Origin of the sequence: Kitasatospora sp. MAP12-44 (assembly GCF_029892095.1) — a bacterium.
In the GTDB taxonomy this organism is placed as follows: domain Bacteria; phylum Actinomycetota; class Actinomycetes; order Streptomycetales; family Streptomycetaceae; genus Kitasatospora.
This window is the reverse complement of the sequence record NZ_JARZAE010000004.1, coordinates 4,497,921-4,515,916: the sequence shown is the minus strand read 5'-3', so window position 1 is coordinate 4,515,916 and position 17,996 is coordinate 4,497,921. Positions and strand designations below refer to the sequence as shown.

Below are 17,996 nucleotides of genomic sequence, written 5' to 3'. Positions count from 1 at the left end.
GCCGGACTCGGCGAGTGATAAAGCGAGTTTCGAGTGGACGGTCACTTCCCCGTCAGGGGAAGGTCCGATGGGCCCCCTCCGCCCCCCGGCGGAGGGACTACCCCTTCCCTCCGCGTTCCGCCGGCGGCAGTTTTGGAGCCGACGGCACCGCGGCAACCCGCGCATGCCGACGACGGAACAGGGCGGGCAGGCTTGGTGCAGTGATGAACCCCTCGGCCCGCGCGCTGGCGATGCCGATCCGCGGGATCTCGCTGCTCTTCTCGAACAGCAGGTAGCGCGGCTCCCAGATCGGGCGGTACTTGGCGTTGGCGCGGTAGAGCGACTCGATCTGCCACCAGCGGGAGAAGAAGCCCAGCACCGCGCGCCAGAGCCGCAGCACCGGTCCGGCCCCGAGTCGTGAACCGCGCTCGAACACCGAGCGGAACATCGCGAAGTTCAGCGAAACCCGCTCCAGCTGGATTTCCTTGGCCCGCTCCAGGAGTTCGATCACCATGAACTCCATCAGGCCGTTCTCGGTCTCCCGGTCACGGCGCATCAGGTCCAGCGAGAGCCCCTTGTCGCCCCACGGGACGAAGCTGAGCAGCGCGCGCAGCTCGCCCTCGGCGTCGTGGCACTCCAGCATCACGCAGCGGCCGTCGGCCGGGTCACCCAGTCGGCCCAGCGCCATCGAGAAGCCGCGCTCCGTCTGGCCGTCGCGCCAGCGGTCGGCCTTGGCCAGCAGTTCGACCATCTCCTCCTCGGGGATGTCCTCGTGCCGCCGGATCCGGATGGTGTAGCCGGCCCGCTTCACCCGGTTGTACGCCTGGCGGACCACCCGCATGGCGCGGCCGTCCAGCGAGAACTCGTCCAGCTCGACGATCGCCTCGTCGCCCAGCTCCAGTGCGTCCAGGCCGTGCCGGGCGTAGATCACCCCGGCCTCCTCGGAGGCCCCCATCACGGCCGGCGCCCAGGCGTGCTCGCGGGCCTCGGCCAGCCACAGCTCGATCGCCCCCGGCCAGGCCTCCGGATCGCCGATCGGGTCGCCGGAGGCAAGCGAGACGCCGCCCACCACCCGGTAGGTGACGGCCGCCTTGCCGGTCGGCGAGAAGATCACCGCCTTGTCCCGACGCAGAGCGAAGTACCCCAGCGAGTCCCGCCCGCCCTGCCGGTCGAGCAGCTCGCGCAGCCGCTTCTCGTCATCGGGGTCGAGCAGCTCCTTGTCCCGCGGGCTGCGGAACGTGACGTAGAGGACCAGCAGGAAGAGCACCGCGCCCATCGCGTTGATGAAGGCGTTGACCCAGGTCGGCACGTCGATGACGTCCTGCGCGTGCTCGGAGGGGTCGATGCTGACCATCCGGCCGACCGCGTAGCCGAAGCGGTCGCCGATCCCGGCGCCCGGCAGGGCGTTGTTGAGCCCCACCAGGATCGCGCCGATCGCACCGCCGACCAGCAGCCCGGCGATGAAGGTGCCCACCGCCATCTTGGGGTTGGACCGGTCCCCTTTGGAGACGAACTCCTTGCGGCCGACCAGCAGGGCCAGCACGAAGAGGCCGGTGAGCACCGCCGAGAAGTAGTTGAAGACGTGCCGGTCGTAATGCTCCTCACCCGGATCGGCCAGCCAGATCACGTAGACCAGGAAGGTGAAGCCGCCCAGGCCCATGTTGAAGATCCAGGCCGCCCGCTTGCGCCGACGCATCGCCACGGCCAGGAAGAGCGAGAGGACCGCCGAGGTCAGGCCGGCCGTCATCAGGTACGGCGTGAAGAACTGGCCCTCGGAGTGGTGGCGCACGGTGGTGCGGAACGGCACCAGCAGCACGGCCAGCAGGTTGAGCAACGCGATCAGTCGCAGGTACCAGACCGTCGCGGCCGCGGCACGGGGCCGCAGGCGCGCCGGCAACCCGGGCCGGGATTCGGCCGGGGCAGCCGCGGCGGGCGGCTTCGTGGTGGTCGACACAGCTCAATTCCAAACGATCAGGTGCGGGAACGCATCCGCGTGTCCTGCAGGGGCGTCCTCCATCGTGGCTCACCCCGGATGAGATTCGCGTGAACCGGGCTGCTGATTCCCACCCCGCCGAACGGCGGGGGTGATGCCCCAGGACGGCCTAGGCTTCGTCCTTGCCAAGAGATGAGGAGGGATCGTGACAGCCATCCGTGTGCTGATCGTGGACGACGAGTTGCTCGTCCGCTCGGGCCTTGGGTTGATCGTGGGCTCGGCCTCCGACCTGGAGATGGTCGGCGGGTGCTCCGGCGCCGAGGCCGAGGCCTACGTCACCAGGCTGAAGCCCCACGTGGTGCTGCTGGACATCCGGATGCCCGACCTGGACGGCATCTCGGTACTGCGCAGGCTGCGCGCGCTGCCCGACCCGCCGGCCGTCTCGATGCTGACCACCTTCGACACCGACGAGTACATCGGCACCGCGCTGCGGGCCGGCGCGGCCGGCTTCCTGCTCAAGGACACCGCGCCCGAGCAGCTGGTGCACGCCGTACGGATCCTGGCCGCGGGCGGCAGCATGCTCTCCCCGGCGGTCACCCGCACGGTGATCGGCGGTTATGTGGACGGCGGCGGACCGGACGCGGCCGCGCTCGCCATGGTCCGCTCGCTGACCGGCCGCGAGCTGGACGTGCTGGCGCTGCTCGGCGAGGGCCTGGCCAACGCCGAGATCGCCGACCGGCTCTACCTGGGGACCGGCACGGTCAAGGACCACATCAGCGCGATCCTGGGCAAGCTCGGCGCGGCCAACCGGGTGCAGGCCGCCGTGATCGCGCACCGCGCCGGCCTGGTCCGCGCCCCGAAGCAGCAGTGAGAGCCGACGCGGTGCCCGCCACCGCCTCCGCCGGCCGTCCGCTGCCCGGCTGGCTCGGCCGGCCGTGGGTGACACTGCTCTTCCCCGTCCTGCTGGCCCTGCTGGAGACCTGGCTGCTGGACCGCGACACCGTCTGGTGGAAGAACGCGCTGAACGGCGTCGGCGTCCTCGCCCTGCTGCTGCGCACCCGCTGGCCGGTCGCCTCGCTGGTCCTCGCGCTGCCCGGGACGTTCTTCACCGACAGCTGGCTCGCGCCGATGACCGCGCTCTACTCGGTGGCCGCCAGTCGCCCCCGGCTGCGGCTGACGGTGCTCTGCGCGACCGGTTTCGCGCTGGCCGACTACTTCACCTGGTCGGTCTCCGAACAGAACTCCTCCATCGACCCGCTGGCGCTCAACCAGTCCAACGGCCTGGCCATGATCCAGTCGCTGATGCTGGGCATCGCGCCGGTGGCGCTCGGGCTGCTGACCCGCACCCGGCGGGAGCTGACCAACCGGCTGGACGAGCTGACCCGCGGCCAGCAGCGCGAGGCCCGGCTGCTGGCCGAGCGGGTGCTCGCCACCGAGCGGGCCCGCCTCGCCCGCGAGATGCACGACGTGGTGTCGCACCAGGTCAGCCTGATCAGCGTGCAGGCCGGCGGGCTGCAGGTGTCCACCACCGATCCGTGCGCCGAGCAGACCGCCAAGACCATCCGCGAGCTCTCGGTGCGCACCCTGGAGGAACTGCGGCAGATGGTCGGTGTGCTGCGCGCGGCGGGCGGCTCCGACCTGCGTCCGGGCGGCACCCCGCACGCCCCGCAGCCCCGGCTGGCCGACCTGCCCCAACTGATCGACGAGAGCGGGCTCGCGGCCCGCGCCGAGCTGCACCCCGGCGACCGGACCTGGCCGGAGGCCGTCCAGCGGGCGGCCTACCGCACGGTGCAGGAGGCGCTGACCAACATCAGCAAGCACGCTCCCGGCTCAACGGTCCGGGTCCGGGTGACCGCCCGCGGCAGCCGACTGCTGGTGGACGTGCACAACGGGCCCGCGCCCGCCCGCTCGGCCGGCTACCCCGCGCCGCTGCCTGGCGGCGGGCACGGGCTGGTCGGCCTGCGCGAGCGGGCGCAGCTGCTCGGCGGTTCGCTCACCGCGGGCCCGACCTCGGACCGCGGCTTCGCGGTGCACACCGAGCTGCCCGCGGAGTAGCGCGGCTAGCTCCAGTGGTACTCGCTGACCGCGCCGCCGTTCACGGTGAGCCGGCCGGCCTCGGTGACCGGGTCGCGCCAGACGATGTACTCGCCGGCCGGCAGCGGGCTGATCACCGCGCAGTACACCGTGCGGTCGCCCAGGTGGCGCGGGCGGACGGCGGCGTGAGTGCGCCGCACGCCCGGGTCGAGCGGGCCCACCTCGATCTCCAGGCCGTCCTGCGCCGGACCGGTGTGGATGATCACGGCGCCCAGGTCGCCGCCGATCTCCAGGATCACGCTGCCCTGGTGGGAGGGCGGCGGCAGTGGTGCGTGTTCGTGGGTGTGCACGGGGGCTCCGATCAGGACGGGGTCACGGGCGGGTTGTGGTAGCCGTCGTAGGGCACGCCGAGGTAGGGGAAGGTGTTCAGGTAGGGGTTCTTGACGTCCGCCGGGGTCAGCCCGTCGGTGATCGCGCTAGCGGCGGCGTCCGGGGTGAAGGACGGGTCGACCAGCGGCAGGGTCAGCCCGGCGATGGCCCGCAGCTCCACGGTGACCACGTCGTCGAAGACCCGGCGGCCGTTCGGGAAGCCGGCCGGGTCGCCCGCCACCAGGCCCAGGATGTTGGGGTTGGCGGCCGGCGGAACCGCGACGTTGAGCCGCAGCATGTCGGCCTGGGTGCTGCCGGTGAAGTTCTGGAAGCCGGGCACCACGTTGGCCGGGATGCCGGTCAGCAGGATGGCCAGCAGGTCGGCGCGGTCCTTGGTGTAGGCCGCCAGGTTCGGGAAGACGCCGGGGTAGAGCACCGGGAGCAGCCTGGCCAGCTCGGGCTGGGCCACGTACTGCGCGAAGTTCTTGTCGTCGGCCGGCGGTTGGTGGTTCCACTGGTCCTTGCGGGCCATCGGCACCAGGACCTCGTTGAAGAGCGGGTTGCCCAGCCGGGAGACCTGGACGAACGGGCCGGACTCAACGCCCCGGCCCTGCTGGTCGCGGACCTTGGCCTGCTTGCGGCCGGCGGAGGTCCAGACCCCGATGACGGCGCGCGGGTCGGACACGTCGGTGGGCTTGCAGTGGTCGCGGGTCAGCTCGGTGATCGGGACCTGCAGCGAGATGCTGTGCACATTCAGGTCGGCCGTGGTGTTGACGCCCGGCATGTTCGGGAGCACCGCGTTCAGGTGCGCGGCCTGGAAGGGGCGCAGCGTGGCCAGGTCGAAGATCGAGCCGAGGTCCACGTAGAAGCCCTCGGCGCGCTGCCCGGCGAAAACCTTGCGGCCGCCGTCCAGGCTGTGCACGGCCATCGCGGCCAGCGAGGGGTAGTCGGGGGTGGAGAGCGGGCCGATGTTGCACGGCGGGCAGGCCAACCGGCGGCCCAGCACGGTCTCCCGGCCGCCGGCCTCGACCTTGGTCACCGTGTAGAACTGCTTGCGGTTCCAGTTGGGGGAGTCCAGCGAGGTGATCGCACCGGTGTTGTAGAGGAAGGTGTTGTCGTTGTCGAGCTCCACCTCGAAGCGGAACTGGTAGGTGATGTCCGCTCGGCCGTCGCCGTCGTTGTCGACGTGGATCTCGTAGAGCACGTCGTCGCCGAACTCGTAGAAGTTCGGGCCGCCCGCTGCTCCTTGCAGCGGGATGTAGTTGGCGATCAGCGTGACGGTGTCGCTGGCGTCCGGGCTGACGAACGCGTACACGTCGGTGCTGTCCGCCACCGGGTCCTTGGAGATCTCGGGAGCTTCGCGGTGGGACGACATGCTGGCCTCACAGGGGAGTTGGGGTCGGGGTGGTGCCGGGGGACCCGGCCGGCTCCACTGCGGCGCCGACCGGGGGAGGGCGGATCAGCCCAGGGTGCGCAGCAGCGCGGCGGCCAACTCGCGGTCCTGGACGCGGTGGTGCCGGTCACCGTGGAAGATGTCCAGCTCACCGGTCCGGGCGTCGCGCAGGTGCACCACGGTCGGCTGGTCGCGGTCGATGGCCATCGGGTGGTCGGCCGCCGGCTCGGCCTCGGCGCCGCCGCTGTCGAGGCCGCAGAGCACGCCGGCCGTGAGACCGACCGCACCGACCACGGTGGCGTTCCTGATCAGAGCGCGGCGGGACATCGCCGACTCGGCGGCGGTTTCGGGCACAGGGGTATCCAGGGACATGGGTCGTTCCTCCGACTCGGTGAACTGGGCAGGCCCCGAGCCTCGGCGCTCGGTCCTACGAGCGGGACGGGCACAGATCGGGTACGTACACGAACGGCCGTCCGGTGACAGAGGGTCGGCAGCCACGCTGAAGTGAAACGACGTCAGTTCGACCGGTCAAGCCGGCTTGGCCCAAGCGGGGCCGACAACCACTCACCCGGCCCAGCGAAACCCCGCCCGGCTACGCCATCCGCCTGGCGCGGGACCACCCGCAGCCGCCGCTCACAGCCGCCCTGACATATCGACTCAGCCGACCGGGTGACTAGCGGGTGGCGCAACCATCCATGGCGCGTTCGAGCGCGAAGAGTAAGCATGGGATCACATTCGGCTATATCCAGACGAGTGTGATCTCGCGTGCCCCTGTTCGATCCCGCAAGGAATGATCCCGCAAGGAATGGAGAAGACCATGAAGGACTTCCGCAGGGCCCTCGTACTGACCTGCGCGGCCGGTGCACTCGTCCTGGGCGGCGCCGGCGCGGCCAGCGCCGACGCGACCGCCAACGGTGCGGCGATCGGCTCGCCCGGCATTCTGTCGGGCAACGTGATCCAGATCCCGATCCACATCCCGATCAACATCTGCGGCAACAGCATCAACCTGGTGGGCATCGCCAACCCGGCGTTCGGGAACACCTGCGTCAACAGCTGACCCGCATCGCCGCGGCCGCTCCCGCCCCCACCGGGGCGGGAGCGGCCGCCGTCGTTGATCAGCCTCTCCCGCGTCCACCGGCCAGCCGCGGATCCCCAACCGGTGGCCACTGCGCCGGCGTCGGCAGCGCCAGCCGCAGCCCATCGGGCTCGGCCCCGCGCAGCGCCAGCGAGGACGCCAGCTGCTCGGGGAAGTCGCGCAGGCCGAGCAGGGCGGCCACCAGCAGCGCGGTGCTGCGGTGCCACTGGGCGGAGCGCTGCAGCATGCCGTGCCCGGCCCCGGTCACCTCGATCGCGGCCACCGCGGCGCCGGCCGCCCGGGCCCGGGCGGCGAACGCGCGGGTCAGGGCCGGGTCGGTCACCTTGTCGCGGTCGCCGTGCAGCGCCACCAGGCTGCGGCCGGCCAGCTGCTCGCACGGGTCCTCGGGCGGACACCACGGCGCGAGCGCGACGAGCCCGCTCACGCTGGGGTGGCCGGCCGCCCGCAGAGCGGCCCGGCCACCCATCGAGTGCCCGACCAGCACCACCGGAACCGGACCGAAGTCCGCCGCCACCGCGTCCAGCGCCGCCAGCACGTCCTGCGCGGCGTGCGCCCGCTCACCGTTCCAGCCCCGGTAGCGGTAGCGCACCAGGCCCACCGCGACCGCGCCGCCGGCCGTCTCCCGCTCCAGCGAGCGGACGAACCCGCGCATCCGCACCACCGCCAGGTGCCAGGGCCGGGCCGGCGCGGTGCTCTCCACCTGCCCGCCGTGCAGCACCAGCACCACCGCCCGCGGCTCGCCCGGCCGTACCCGCCACGCCACCGCGCCCGTCATCGCCGACCACTCCGTTCGTCCGTCGCGGACCCCTGCGGGCCCGCTGCGCCGAAGGGTACGCCGTCCGATCGCGTCCGATCGGGATGAAGAAATCTTCAAGTGACGACTGCTAGTCAACAGATCTGACGCAGATGGACAGGAGAGTCGATCAATACCGGTCAACAGACCGGCAGACACCGGCCATCTCCCTACCCTCGTGTCATCGATCCGATCAGCCAGGAGGTCCACATGTCCGGCATCGAGAACGCCCTCAAGGACGCCATGACCATCCAGGGCGCCCTGGGGGTCGCGCTGGTGGACGTCGGCAGCGGGATGGCCCTGGGCACGCTGGGACACGCGGCCGACCTGGACCTCGCGCTCGCCGCCGCCGGGAGCACCGACGTGGTCCGCGCCACCCTGCGCGCCGTCGAGCTGCAGGGCCGGGCGGGGGAGGCGATGGAGGACATCCTCAGCACCCTCACCCACCAGTACCACCTGGTCCGGCCGCTCACCAGCGCCGGCAGCCAGAACCTCTTCCTCTACCTGGTGCTGGACCGCGCCCGGGCCAACCTCGCGCTGGCCAGGCACCAGGTCCATCGGATCGAGAGCGAGCTGATGGTCTGAGGCCGCGGCAGGGCGAACCGACCGGCAGTTGAAGAATTCTTCAACTCCGGAGATGCTGGAGCGGTGACCGGAATGTTCGACGAAGAGCTGCGCACCCAGCTGGCCCAGGCCCGAGCCAGCCTGGCGAAGGCGCGCGCCGACGGCGACCTGGACGGCGTCCAGGCCTACGAGGGCCGAATCGCCGGACTGCTGCGGACCGCCGCCAAGAACGGCATCGCCCTCCCGCACACCCCCGAAGAGGAACGCGGAGAGGACTGACCCGTGCCCGTCCCGCCCTACCAGGCCAAGGCGGAGTTCTTCCGCACGCTCGGCCACCCCGTCCGGATCCGCGTGCTCGAACTGCTCCAGGACGGACCGCGACCGGTGCGCGAGCTGCTCACCGAGATAGACGTCGAGGCCTCCAGCCTCTCCCAGCAGCTCGCTGTGCTGCGCCGCACCCAGCTGGTGAGCGCGACCCGGGACGGCAACACCGTGGTGTACGCGCTGAGCACCCCCGACGTCGCCGAGCTGCTGCGCGCCGCGCGGCGGATCCTCACCGACCTGATCACCGATCAGGGACCGTTGCCGGACCAGCTGAACAGGACCGCCGCCCGATGAGCGATGCCCAGCCCGCCGCCAACCCGCAGGCGACCAAGGACGAGAAGAGCAAGCGCAAGGCGATGCTGGTGCGCGCGTTGATCTACATCGCCGCAACGCACGTCTGGGCGGCATTCCTGATCCTGCTCTTCACTCTCGGCAAGCACTGACCCCCCCTCAAAGTAAAGATTCCATAAATACGTAGAACCCGATCTGACACAGGGTCTACGCTTAGTGAGGTTTCAAGAGGGCACCTCGTTCGGTGAGGCGTCTTCACGGACACAGGCCACTGATCCCACCCGTCGAGAGACGCTCCGGATCAGGACAGATCTTCCCGACCTAAGGGTTGATCCCAAGTGGCTTCCCGCCCCAGAGGGGGGATCACGCCGTGGAGTGCCAAAGCTCTGACGAGTTGGGGTGTACCGGTCCTGCGGACCGGTCCGCTCCTTGCCGTGTCGATATCGCGCACTCGATGCGCACCGACCGGGAGGAGGCGAGAGACATGGATGCGAGTTGCAGTAGTCCGGGCCATAAACGGCCCCCCGCCCGCCTGTCCTCGCTTTTCTCCGGCACGCGGTAACCACCTCCCCTGCGCGCATTCCTGACGCGTCATCCATTCCCGCACGGCCGATCGCCGTGACGGGTCGCCATGCCGCGCGCCCGTAGGGCTGATAGCTGCCGCGTGCCCCCCGACCGCCCTGACCGGGCACCTGGGAGGCACGTCATGACCGACACGACCCTGACCACCAGCGCGCCGACGCGCGCCGCCGTTCTCGACGACGCGCACGTGGGTGACATCCGCGGTGCGCTGGGCAGCATCCGGCTGGACGACACCGCGCCGCGCACCGGACTGTCCGCGAAGCTGAAGACCCTGCTGGCGATCATGGGCCCGGGCCTGATCGTGATGGTCGGCGACAACGACGCCGGCGCCTTCGCCACCTACGGCCAGGCCGGCCAGAACTACGGCACCCACCTGCTGTGGACCCTGCTGCTGCTGGTCCCCGTCCTCTACGTCAACCAGGAGATGGTGCTGCGCCTGGGCGCGGTCACCGGGGTCGGCCACGCCCGGCTCATCCTGGAGCGCTTCGGCAAGTTCTGGGGCGCCTTCTCGGTCATCGACCTCTTCCTGCTCAACGCCCTCACCCTGGTCACCGAGTTCATCGGCATCACGCTGGCCGCCGGCTACCTGGGCCTGCCCAAGACCGCCGCCGTCGTGCTGGCCGCCGCGATCATCATCGCCTCCGCCTTCACCGGCTCCTTCCAGCGCTTCGAGCGGATCGCCATCGCACTCTGCGCGGGCTCGCTGCTGCTGATCCCCATCTACTTCCTGGTCCACCCGAAGACCTCGCAGATGGCCCACGACTTCGTGGTGCCGAACATGCCCGGCGGCACCGGCTCGCTGGCCACCGTGATGCTGCTGATCATCGGCATCGTCGGCACCACCGTCGCCCCCTGGCAGCTCTTCTTCCAGCAGTCGTACGTCATCGACAAGCGGATCACCCCGCGCTTCATGAAGTACGAGAAGGCCGACCTGTGGATCGGCATCCTGATCGTGGTGATCGGCGCGGCCGCCCTGATGGGTGCCTCGGCCACCGCCTTCGCCGGCACCGCCGCCCAGGGCAACTTCACCGACGCCGCCGGAGTCGCCCACGGCATCGCCGCCCACGCCGGCAAGGTCGCCGGCGTGCTGTTCGCGATCGCTCTGCTGGACGCCTCGATCATCGGCGCCTTCGCCGTCTCGCTCTCCACCGCCTACGCCATCGGCGACGTCTTCGGCATCAAGCACTCGCTGCACCGCGGCGTCGCCGGCGCCAAGGGCTTCTACGCCGTCTACGCCGCGCTGGTCGTCCTGGCCGCCACCGTCGTCCTGATCCCCGGTTCGCCGCTGGGCCTGCTCACCGAGGGCGTCCAGACCCTGGCCGGCGTCCTGCTGCCGTCCGCCTCGGTCTTCCTGCTGCTGCTCTGCAATGACAAGCAGGTCCTCGGCCCGTGGGTCAACGGCCCCAAGACCAACGCCTTCACCTCGGCCGTCGTCGGCGTCCTGGTCACCCTCTCGGTGATCCTGACCGCCTCCGTCCTCTTCCCCCACATCACCGCCGCGACGATCCTGCAGATCATGGCCGGCTGCGGCGTCGCCGGGGTGCTGGCCACCGGCTACTCCTTCACCCGCAAGCGCACCGCCACCAACGAGGACCCCATCGATCGCACCGGCCGCGACGAGTGGCGGATGCCCCCGCTGGAGACCCTCACCAGGACCACCGTCTCCACCGGCTACAAGATCGGCATGGGCGCCCTGCGCGGCTACCTGTTCGTCGCGATGATCCTCGTCGTCATCAAGATCATCACCCTCGCCCTCAACGGCTGAGCATCGAACACAGAAGGCCGGTCGGACCGAGAGCATCGGTCCGACCGGCCTTGCGCCCGCTTCGGCGGGAGCGCGATCCCAGTGGGAACGCAAAAGGAACGGGCCCCATCCTCGCGACCTGAGTCACTTGGATGGAGCCCGTTCCGCACTGTGCGCGAGGGGGGAGTTGAACCCCCACGCCCTTTCGGGCACTGGAACCTGAATCCAGCGCGTCTGCCTATTCCGCCACCCGCGCATGGGTGATGTCGTAGATGCTAACCGATCGTCCGGATGATTTCGAATCGGTTTGGACCCGCTTCTCGATCTTCCGTCCGGCTTCGGCTCCCTCTCGGTCGCCCCTTCCGACATGAGAAACATTAGCACGCTCCACGGGGAACCTACGAATCCCTTCCCCCAGCCGACCTGCACAGCTCTCCGGGGGCCGCCACTCGAACGACTCGGCGCCGGGGCGGCCCAGGGGTGAGGGCCCCGCCCAAGGGGTACTCCTTGGCCACCGGGCGCACCCGTACGAAGGGGTGTGCGCAAGCCCACCCCCGGGCTCGGCCCGGCCGGGGAACCGTACAGATGGCCCGCGCGTGGATACGATCAGTACGGAAGTACCGCAATCAAGCCCGAGCAGTACCTCGAGATCCCTTGGAAGGGGGTGCCCCGTGGGAGTCCTGAAGAAGTTCGAGCAGCGACTCGAGGGTCTCGTGAACGGCACCTTCGCCAAGGTGTTCAAGTCCGAGGTCCAACCCGTGGAGATCGCCGGAGCGCTGCAGCGCGAGTGCGACAACAACGCCACGATCTGGAACCGCGACCGCACCGTGGTGCCCAACGACTTCATCGTCGAGCTCAGCCCGCACGACTACGAGCGGCTCAGCCCGTACGCGGGCCAGCTCGGCCAGGAGCTGTCGGGCATGGTCCTGGAGTACGCGGAGGCCCAGCGCTACGGCTTCCTCGGCCCGCTCCAGGTCAACCTCGAACGCGCTGACGACCTGGACACCGGCCTGTACCGGGTGCGCAGCCGCACGCTGGCCACCGAGACCCCCGAGCCCCCGGCCCAGCCGCCGCAGGAGCGCCAGCCGCAGGCCGGCTACGGCCGCGGCCCGGTCACCGAGGCACCCGGCGCACCGTGGCAGCAGGGCGGCTCACCGACGTACGCGGGGGCGGCCCCGCCGGTCCCGAGCACGCCCCCCGCGATGCCGCCGATGCCCCCCGCCGGCAACGTCCGCCCGTTCCCCGGCTCCGGCACGGGCGCCAACACGCGCCGCTGGATCGAGGTCAACGGCACCCGCCACCAGATCACCGGCACCGCCTGCGTGCTGGGCCGCTCCACCGAGGCCGATGTCCGGATCGACGACCCCGGCGTCTCCCGCAAGCACGCCGAAATCCGTCCCGGCACCCCCGCGATGGTGCTCGACCTCGGGTCCACCAACGGCATCGTGGTGGACGGACAGCACACCCAGCGCGCTACGCTCCGCGACGGCTCGCGGATCGTCGTGGGCAGCACGACGATCATCTACCGACAGGTCGAAGGGTAGGGCGGGGTACCGGTGTCAGAACTGACTCTGACAGTCATGCGGCTGGGTTTCCTGGCGGTGCTGTGGCTGTTCGTCATCGTTGCGGTGCAGGTGATCCGCAGCGACATGTTCGGCGCCAAGGGCACCGCCAAGGGGGGCGGTCGGCGCGCGGCCGGCGCCGCGAGCACCGCGGCCGCGGGCACCCCGGCGCCGCGTCAGCCGCAGCAGGCGCCCGCGCCCCGTGACGCCACCCAGCAGCTGGGTCGCGGCCGCCGTGGCGCGCCGACCCAGCTGGTCGTGGTCGAAGGTTCACTGACCGGCACGACCGTGGCGTTGCAGGGCCAGACCATCACGCTCGGGCGCGCGCACGACTCCACCATCGTGCTCGACGACGACTACGCGTCGTCGCGTCATGCCAGGATCTACCCGGATCAGGCTGGGCAGTGGACCGTGGAGGATCTAGGCTCCACCAACGGCACCTATCTGGACCGGCAGCGGCTGACCGTGCCGACACCGCTCCAGCCGGGCATGCCGATCCGTATCGGCAGGACCGTCATCGAACTGCGGAAGTAGTAGCGCATGAGGGACAGCACCCCGTCCATGACCAGCCGGGACGGCAGCCACGCTGCTGCCGCTGCCGTGCGCGAGGCCCAGAGGGGGGCACGCACAGAATGAGCCTCGTGCTGCGGTTCGCCGCCGGATCCCACAAGGGGCTGATCCGGGAGGGGAACGAGGACTCCGGCTTCGCCGGCCCGCGCCTGCTGGCCGTGGCCGATGGCATGGGTGGGGCGGCGGCCGGCGAGGTCGCCTCCTCCGAGGCCCTCAGCTCGATCGTCTCGCTGGACGAGGCCGACCTCCGCGCCGACCTGCTGACGCTGCTCAGCGACGCCGTGCACGGCGCCAACGAGCGACTGCGCGTCATGGTCGAGCAGGACCCGCAGCTGGAGGGCATGGGCTGCACCCTGACCGCGCTGCTGTGGACCGGCGAGCGGATGGGCCTGGCGCACGTCGGCGACTCGCGCGCCTACCTGCTGCGGGACGGCTCGCTGACCCAGATCACCCAGGACCACACCTGGGTGCAGCGCCTGGTGGACGAGGGCCGGATCACCCCGGAGGAGGCCGAGACCCACCCGCAGCGCTCCCTGCTGATGCGCGCGCTGGACGGGCGCGGCCAGGTCGAGCCCGACCTGTCGATCCGTGAGGTCCGGGCCGGCGACCGCTACCTGATCTGCTCCGACGGCCTGTCGGGCCCGGTCAGCCACCAGACCCTGGAGGAGACCCTCGGGAGCTACTACGCCCCCGAGCAGACCGTCCAGGAGCTGATCCAGCTCGCGCTGCGCGGCGGCGGGCCGGACAACATCACCTGCATCGTGGCCGACGTCATCGAGGTCGGTGCCACCGACACCCTCAGCGGGCAGTTCGCCAGCGTCCCGGTGGTGGTCGGCGCGGTCGCCGAAGGCCCGCACGGCACGGCCACCGACCACGCGATCATCGACACCCCGGCCGGCCGCGCCGCGGGTCTCGGCCGCCCGCAGCCGCCCGCCCCGCCCGGCGCCTTCGGCCCGGCCGACGGCTACCAGGGCGGCTACGAGCCCGGTTACGACCAGGGCTACGAGCAGGGCTACGGTCAGGCACCGGACGGCTTCGGCCCGGCCCACGGCTACGACACCGCCGACTACCCCCACGAGGGCTACGGCACCGCCCCGCACGGCGCCGAGGGCTACGGCGCCCCGGCCGGCGAGTACGACGCGGACGGCTACCGCGCCGAGGACTACCCGCCGGCCGAACCGCCGGTCCGCAAGCCGAGCTGGATCAAGCGCTCGGCGATCGTGGCCGTCGCACTCGGCCTGGTCGGCGGCGCCGCGTACGGCGGCTACCAGTGGACCCAGGGGCAGTACTACGTCGCCGAGAACTCCGGCCATGTCGCGGTCTACCGCGGCATCAGCCAGAGCCTGGCCGGCCTCAGCCTCTCCTCGATCTACCAGGACTACCCGGGCGTCGAGCTGAAGTACCTGCCGGTCTACCAGCAGAACCAGCTCAAGAACACCATCGACGCCGACAGCCTGGACGCCGCCACCAAGCGGGTGCAGGCCTTCCAGGCGCAGGCCGCCGTCTGCCAGAAGATCGCCGACGGCGCCAAGCCGGCCACGGCCGGTACCGGCACCGCGACCACCGCGGCGTTCCTGGCCGCCTCACCGTCCCCGCCCGCGCCGACGCCCAGCCTGCCCGCCCAGAGCACCGCCAGCCCCACCCCGCCCGCGGCCCCGCCGAGCACCGCGCCGGCCCTCACCCCGGAGGAGCAGACGCTGGCCGGGGACTGTGCGACGGCCTAACGTCCGTCTCCCCCGGCCGACGGCCGGGGGAGGGGCGGGCGGATGAGCGCCTTCCAGCTCAGCGGCCGGACCGGACGCCCCGTCGGCCTCGGCTCGCCGGGCGCCCCCAACCGGCGCAACACCGAGCTGGGCCTGCTCGCCTTCGCCGTCCTGCTGCCCACCCTGGCGTACGCCAACGTCGGCCTGGCGGTCGACCGGCGGCTGCCCGCCGGGATGCTGGAGTACGGCCTGGGCATCGGGGCGCTCGCGCTGGTCGCCCACCTGGTGATGCGCCGCTTCGCGCCGTACGCGGACCCCCTGCTGCTGCCGCTGGCGACCCTGCTCAACGGTCTGGGCCTGGTGATGATCTGGCGGCTCGACAAAGCCGGACCGCTGCTCCAGCACAACGCCCCGGCCGCGCCCTTCCAACTGCTCTGGTCGGCCCTCGGGGTGGCCCTCTTCATCGGCGTGATCACCCTGCTGAAGGGCCATCTGGCGCTCCAGCGCTACACCTACGTCTCGATGGCCGCCGCCCTCGCGCTGCTCGCCGCCCCGGCCTTCCTACCGGCCCGCAGATCCGACTTCGGCGCCAAGATCTGGATCCACGCGGGCGGCTTCTCGATCCAGCCCGGCGAGTTCGCCAAGATCATCCTCGCGGTCTTCTTCGCCGGCTACCTGACCGTCAACCGGGACGCCCTGGCGCTGGCCAGCCGCCGGGTGCTGGGCCTCTACCTCCCGCGCGGGCGCGACCTGGGCCCGATCCTGGTGGTCTGGGCGCTGAGCATCCTGATCCTGGTCTTCGAGACCGACCTCGGCAGCTCACTGCTCTTCTTCGGCCTCTTCGTGGTGATGCTCTACGTCGCCACCGAGCGGACCAGCTGGATCGTCTTCGGCCTCCTGCTGGCAACCGCCGGCGCCGCCCTGGTCGGCTCCACCGAGCAGCACGTCAGGATCCGGATCAACGCCTGGCTGGACCCGATGGCCGCCTTCGGCCCGCACCCGCCCGCCGGCACCACCGAGCAGATCGGCCAGGCCCTGTTCGCCTTCGGCACCGGCGGGGTCACCGGCGCGGGCCTGGGCCAGGGCCGGTCCTGGCTGATCGGCTTCGCCGCCAAGAGCGACTTCATCCTCGGCTCCTTCGGCGAGGAACTCGGCCTGACCGGCCTGATGGCGCTCTTCGTGGTGTACGGACTCGTCGTGCAGCGCGCCCTGCGCACCGCACTGGCCGCCCGCGACCCGTTCGGCAAACTGCTCGCCGTCGGGCTCGGCTCGGCCTTCGCCCTGCAGGTCTTCGTGGTGGCCGGGGGAGTGACCGGGCTGATCCCGCTGACCGGCATGACAATGCCCTTCATGGCCCAGGGCGGCTCCTCGGTGGTGGCCAACTGGGCCCTGGTCGCCCTGCTGCTGAAGATCAGCGACAGCGCCCGCCGTCCGGCGCCGGAACCGACCCGGGCGGTCCGGGCGTAAGGAAAGGTGCGGTTGAATGGCTCCGCCGCACCGATCAGCTGTCGCCAGGAAACAGGAGGGGACCCTTGAACAAGCCCATTCGACGGGTCTCCGTCTTCTGCCTCCTCCTGATCATGGCGCTGCTGCTGCGCACCAACTGGATCCAGGGCGTCGAGGCCGACACCTACGCGAACAACCAGTACAACGACCGGGTCAAGTACGACCGGTACGCCTACCCGCGCGGCAACATCGTCGCCGGCGGCCAGCCCGTCACCAGCTCGGACTTCGTCAACGGCTACCGCTACAAGTACAAGACCACCTGGAACGACGGCCCGATGTACGCGCCGGTCACCGGCTTCTCCTCGCAGGCCTTCGGCAGCAGCCAGCTGGAGCAGCTGGAGGACCCGATCCTCTCCGGCACCGACGACCGGCTCTTCTTCCGCAACACCCTGGACATGCTGACCGGCAAGCAGAAGCAGGGCGGGGACGTGATCACCACGATCAACCCCAAGGCGCAGAAGGCCGCCTTCGACGGCCTGGGCAACCACAAGGGCGCCGCGGTCGCCATCGACCCGCGCACCGGCGCGATCCTGGCGCTGGTCAGCACCCCGTCGTACGACCCGAGCACCTTCGCCGGCACCAGCGACGCCGACAGCCAGGCCTGGCAGGCGCTCACCAAGAACCCCGACCAGCCGATGCTCAACCGGGCGCTGCGCGAGACGTACCCGCCCGGCTCGACCTTCAAGCTGGTCACCGCCGCGACCGCGTTCGAGACCGGCAAGTACCAGAACATCACCGACGTGACCGACACCCCGCAGACCTACATCCTGCCGGGCACCAACACGCCGCTGAACAACGACAGCCCCGACGAGCCCTGCACCAACGCGACCCTGGTGGACGCGCTGGCGATCTCCTGCAACACCGTCTACGGCAAGATCGGCGCCGAGCTGGGCGAGCAGAAGCTGCTGGCCCAGGCCGACAAGTTCGGCTTCAACAGCTCCTTCTCCGTCCCGATGAAGTCCGCGCCGAGCGTCTTCCCCAACAACTCCTCGCCGGACGGCACCGCGCAGGACGCGATCGGCCAGCACAACACCGCGGCCACCCCGCTGCAGATGGCGATGGTCGCCTCCGCCATCGCCAACAACGGCAAGCTGATGCAGCCCTACCTCGTCGACGAGGAGCGCTCGGCCAACAGCACCACCGTCTCCAAGCACAGCGCGCAGGAGATGGACCAGGCGATCAGCCCGGCCACCGCCCAGAAGCTGCAGCAGATGATGGTCGCCGTCGTGCAGAACGGCACCGGCAAGCTCGCGCAGATCAGCGGCGTCGAGGTGGGCGGCAAGACCGGCACCGCGCAGCACGGCCAGGACAACAGCGGCCTGCCGTTCGCCTGGTTCGTCAGCTACGCCAAGGTCGGCGACAGCGCGCCGGTCGCGGTCGCCGTGGTGGTCGAGGACGGCGGCGCGCGCAACGACATCAGCGGCGGCGCTCTGGCGGCCCCGATCGCCAAGTCCGTCATGCAGGCCGTGATCGGCCAGTAACCGCCCGCACCGCAGTACCCTCGGACAGTCGGCGCGCCGCCCAGGCCCTCCCCCGGGCTCCGGCTGGGCCCG

18 protein-coding genes, 1 tRNA gene and 1 riboswitch are annotated in these 17,996 nt (G+C 70.9%); of the genes, 13 read left to right on the top strand and 6 right to left on the bottom strand.

Going from position 1 to position 17,996, the window contains the following annotated elements; all coding sequences use genetic code 11:
- Positions 1-97: 97 nt before the first annotated feature.
- The gene (locus P3T34_RS21090) at positions 98-1,876 is read right to left on the bottom strand and encodes a phosphatidylglycerol lysyltransferase domain-containing protein (RefSeq protein ID WP_280672264.1); all 1,779 of its coding nucleotides are present in this window, start codon (positions 1,874-1,876) and stop codon (positions 98-100) included.
- Positions 1,877-2,117: 241 nt separating this feature from the next.
- On the opposite strand from P3T34_RS21090, the gene P3T34_RS21085 reads away from it, so the two are divergent.
- Together P3T34_RS21085 and P3T34_RS21080 are read left to right on the top strand one after the other, a co-directional pair.
- Positions 2,118-2,783, top strand: coding sequence for a response regulator transcription factor (locus P3T34_RS21085; protein WP_280667590.1), 666 nt, complete (start codon positions 2,118-2,120; stop codon positions 2,781-2,783).
- A complete protein-coding gene (locus P3T34_RS21080; RefSeq protein ID WP_280667589.1) occupies positions 2,780-3,967 on the top strand; it encodes a histidine kinase in 1,188 nt (395 codons plus the stop codon). Before P3T34_RS21085 ends, P3T34_RS21080 begins: the two co-directional genes overlap by 4 nt.
- Before the next feature lie 5 nt (positions 3,968-3,972).
- Here P3T34_RS21080 and P3T34_RS21075 read toward each other — a convergent pair whose 3' ends face one another.
- The 3 genes from P3T34_RS21075 to P3T34_RS21065 all read right to left on the bottom strand — a co-directional run bounded on the left by P3T34_RS21075 (position 3,973) and on the right by P3T34_RS21065 (position 6,080).
- A complete protein-coding gene (locus P3T34_RS21075; RefSeq protein ID WP_280667587.1) occupies positions 3,973-4,296 on the bottom strand; it encodes a hypothetical protein in 324 nt (107 codons plus the stop codon).
- A gap of 11 nt (positions 4,297-4,307) precedes the next feature.
- Positions 4,308-5,690 (bottom strand): DUF4331 domain-containing protein, encoded by a 1,383-nt coding sequence (locus P3T34_RS21070; protein WP_280667586.1) that lies wholly within the window; start codon positions 5,688-5,690, stop codon positions 4,308-4,310.
- 84 nt (positions 5,691-5,774) lie between these two features.
- Positions 5,775-6,080: a hypothetical protein gene (locus tag P3T34_RS21065; protein ID WP_280667585.1), complete on the bottom strand. Its 306-nt coding sequence runs from the start codon at positions 6,078-6,080 to the stop codon at positions 5,775-5,777.
- 433 nt (positions 6,081-6,513) lie between these two features.
- Here P3T34_RS21065 and P3T34_RS21060 point away from each other — a divergent pair, with 433 nt between their 5' ends.
- A complete protein-coding gene (locus P3T34_RS21060) occupies positions 6,514-6,765 on the top strand; it encodes a chaplin (RefSeq protein WP_280667584.1) in 252 nt (83 codons plus the stop codon).
- A gap of 58 nt (positions 6,766-6,823) precedes the next feature.
- On the opposite strand, the gene P3T34_RS21055 is transcribed toward P3T34_RS21060, so the two are convergent.
- Positions 6,824-7,579 carry an alpha/beta fold hydrolase gene (locus tag P3T34_RS21055; RefSeq protein ID WP_280667583.1) on the bottom strand — a complete coding sequence of 252 codons (756 nt, stop codon included), beginning with the start codon at positions 7,577-7,579 and terminating at the stop codon, positions 6,824-6,826.
- Positions 7,580-7,807: 228 nt separating this feature from the next.
- Here P3T34_RS21055 and P3T34_RS21050 point away from each other — a divergent pair, with 228 nt between their 5' ends.
- The 5 genes from P3T34_RS21050 (at position 7,808) to P3T34_RS21030 (ending at position 11,123) form a co-directional block, all read left to right on the top strand.
- The gene (locus P3T34_RS21050) at positions 7,808-8,182 is read left to right on the top strand and encodes a hypothetical protein (RefSeq protein WP_280667582.1); all 375 of its coding nucleotides are present in this window, start codon (positions 7,808-7,810) and stop codon (positions 8,180-8,182) included.
- A gap of 63 nt (positions 8,183-8,245) precedes the next feature.
- Positions 8,246-8,440, top strand: coding sequence for a hypothetical protein (locus P3T34_RS21045; RefSeq protein ID WP_280667581.1), 195 nt, complete (start codon positions 8,246-8,248; stop codon positions 8,438-8,440).
- Positions 8,441-8,443: 3 nt separating this feature from the next.
- Complete coding sequence (locus P3T34_RS21040; RefSeq protein WP_280667580.1) at positions 8,444-8,779, top strand: metalloregulator ArsR/SmtB family transcription factor; 336 nt, start codon at positions 8,444-8,446, stop codon at positions 8,777-8,779.
- The gene (locus P3T34_RS21035) at positions 8,776-8,928 is read left to right on the top strand and encodes a DUF6126 family protein (RefSeq protein WP_280667579.1); all 153 of its coding nucleotides are present in this window, start codon (positions 8,776-8,778) and stop codon (positions 8,926-8,928) included. The genes P3T34_RS21040 and P3T34_RS21035 overlap by 4 nt, the downstream gene beginning before the upstream one ends.
- A gap of 77 nt (positions 8,929-9,005) precedes the next feature.
- Positions 9,006-9,182: riboswitch (M-box (ykoK) riboswitch) on the top strand.
- A gap of 300 nt (positions 9,183-9,482) precedes the next feature.
- The gene (locus tag P3T34_RS21030) at positions 9,483-11,123 is read left to right on the top strand and encodes a divalent metal cation transporter (protein WP_280667578.1); all 1,641 of its coding nucleotides are present in this window, start codon (positions 9,483-9,485) and stop codon (positions 11,121-11,123) included.
- 151 nt (positions 11,124-11,274) lie between these two features.
- On the opposite strand, the gene P3T34_RS21025 is transcribed toward P3T34_RS21030, so the two are convergent.
- Positions 11,275-11,358 (bottom strand) — tRNA-Leu (locus P3T34_RS21025).
- 415 nt (positions 11,359-11,773) lie between these two features.
- On the opposite strand from P3T34_RS21025, the gene P3T34_RS21020 reads away from it, so the two are divergent.
- From P3T34_RS21020 to P3T34_RS21000, 5 genes are all read left to right on the top strand, one after another.
- A complete protein-coding gene (locus P3T34_RS21020) occupies positions 11,774-12,646 on the top strand; it encodes a DUF3662 and FHA domain-containing protein (RefSeq protein ID WP_280667577.1) in 873 nt (290 codons plus the stop codon).
- 12 nt (positions 12,647-12,658) lie between these two features.
- The gene (locus P3T34_RS21015) at positions 12,659-13,198 is read left to right on the top strand and encodes an FHA domain-containing protein (protein ID WP_280667576.1); all 540 of its coding nucleotides are present in this window, start codon (positions 12,659-12,661) and stop codon (positions 13,196-13,198) included.
- Between the two features lie 98 nt (positions 13,199-13,296).
- Positions 13,297-14,958 carry a protein phosphatase 2C domain-containing protein gene (locus P3T34_RS21010; protein ID WP_280667575.1) on the top strand — a complete coding sequence of 554 codons (1,662 nt, stop codon included), beginning with the start codon at positions 13,297-13,299 and terminating at the stop codon, positions 14,956-14,958.
- Between the two features lie 42 nt (positions 14,959-15,000).
- The gene (locus P3T34_RS21005; RefSeq protein WP_280667574.1) at positions 15,001-16,404 is read left to right on the top strand and encodes an FtsW/RodA/SpoVE family cell cycle protein; all 1,404 of its coding nucleotides are present in this window, start codon (positions 15,001-15,003) and stop codon (positions 16,402-16,404) included.
- Between the two features lie 65 nt (positions 16,405-16,469).
- Positions 16,470-17,924 (top strand): penicillin-binding protein 2, encoded by a 1,455-nt coding sequence (locus P3T34_RS21000; RefSeq protein ID WP_280667573.1) that lies wholly within the window; start codon positions 16,470-16,472, stop codon positions 17,922-17,924.
- Positions 17,925-17,996: the final 72 nt, after the last annotated feature.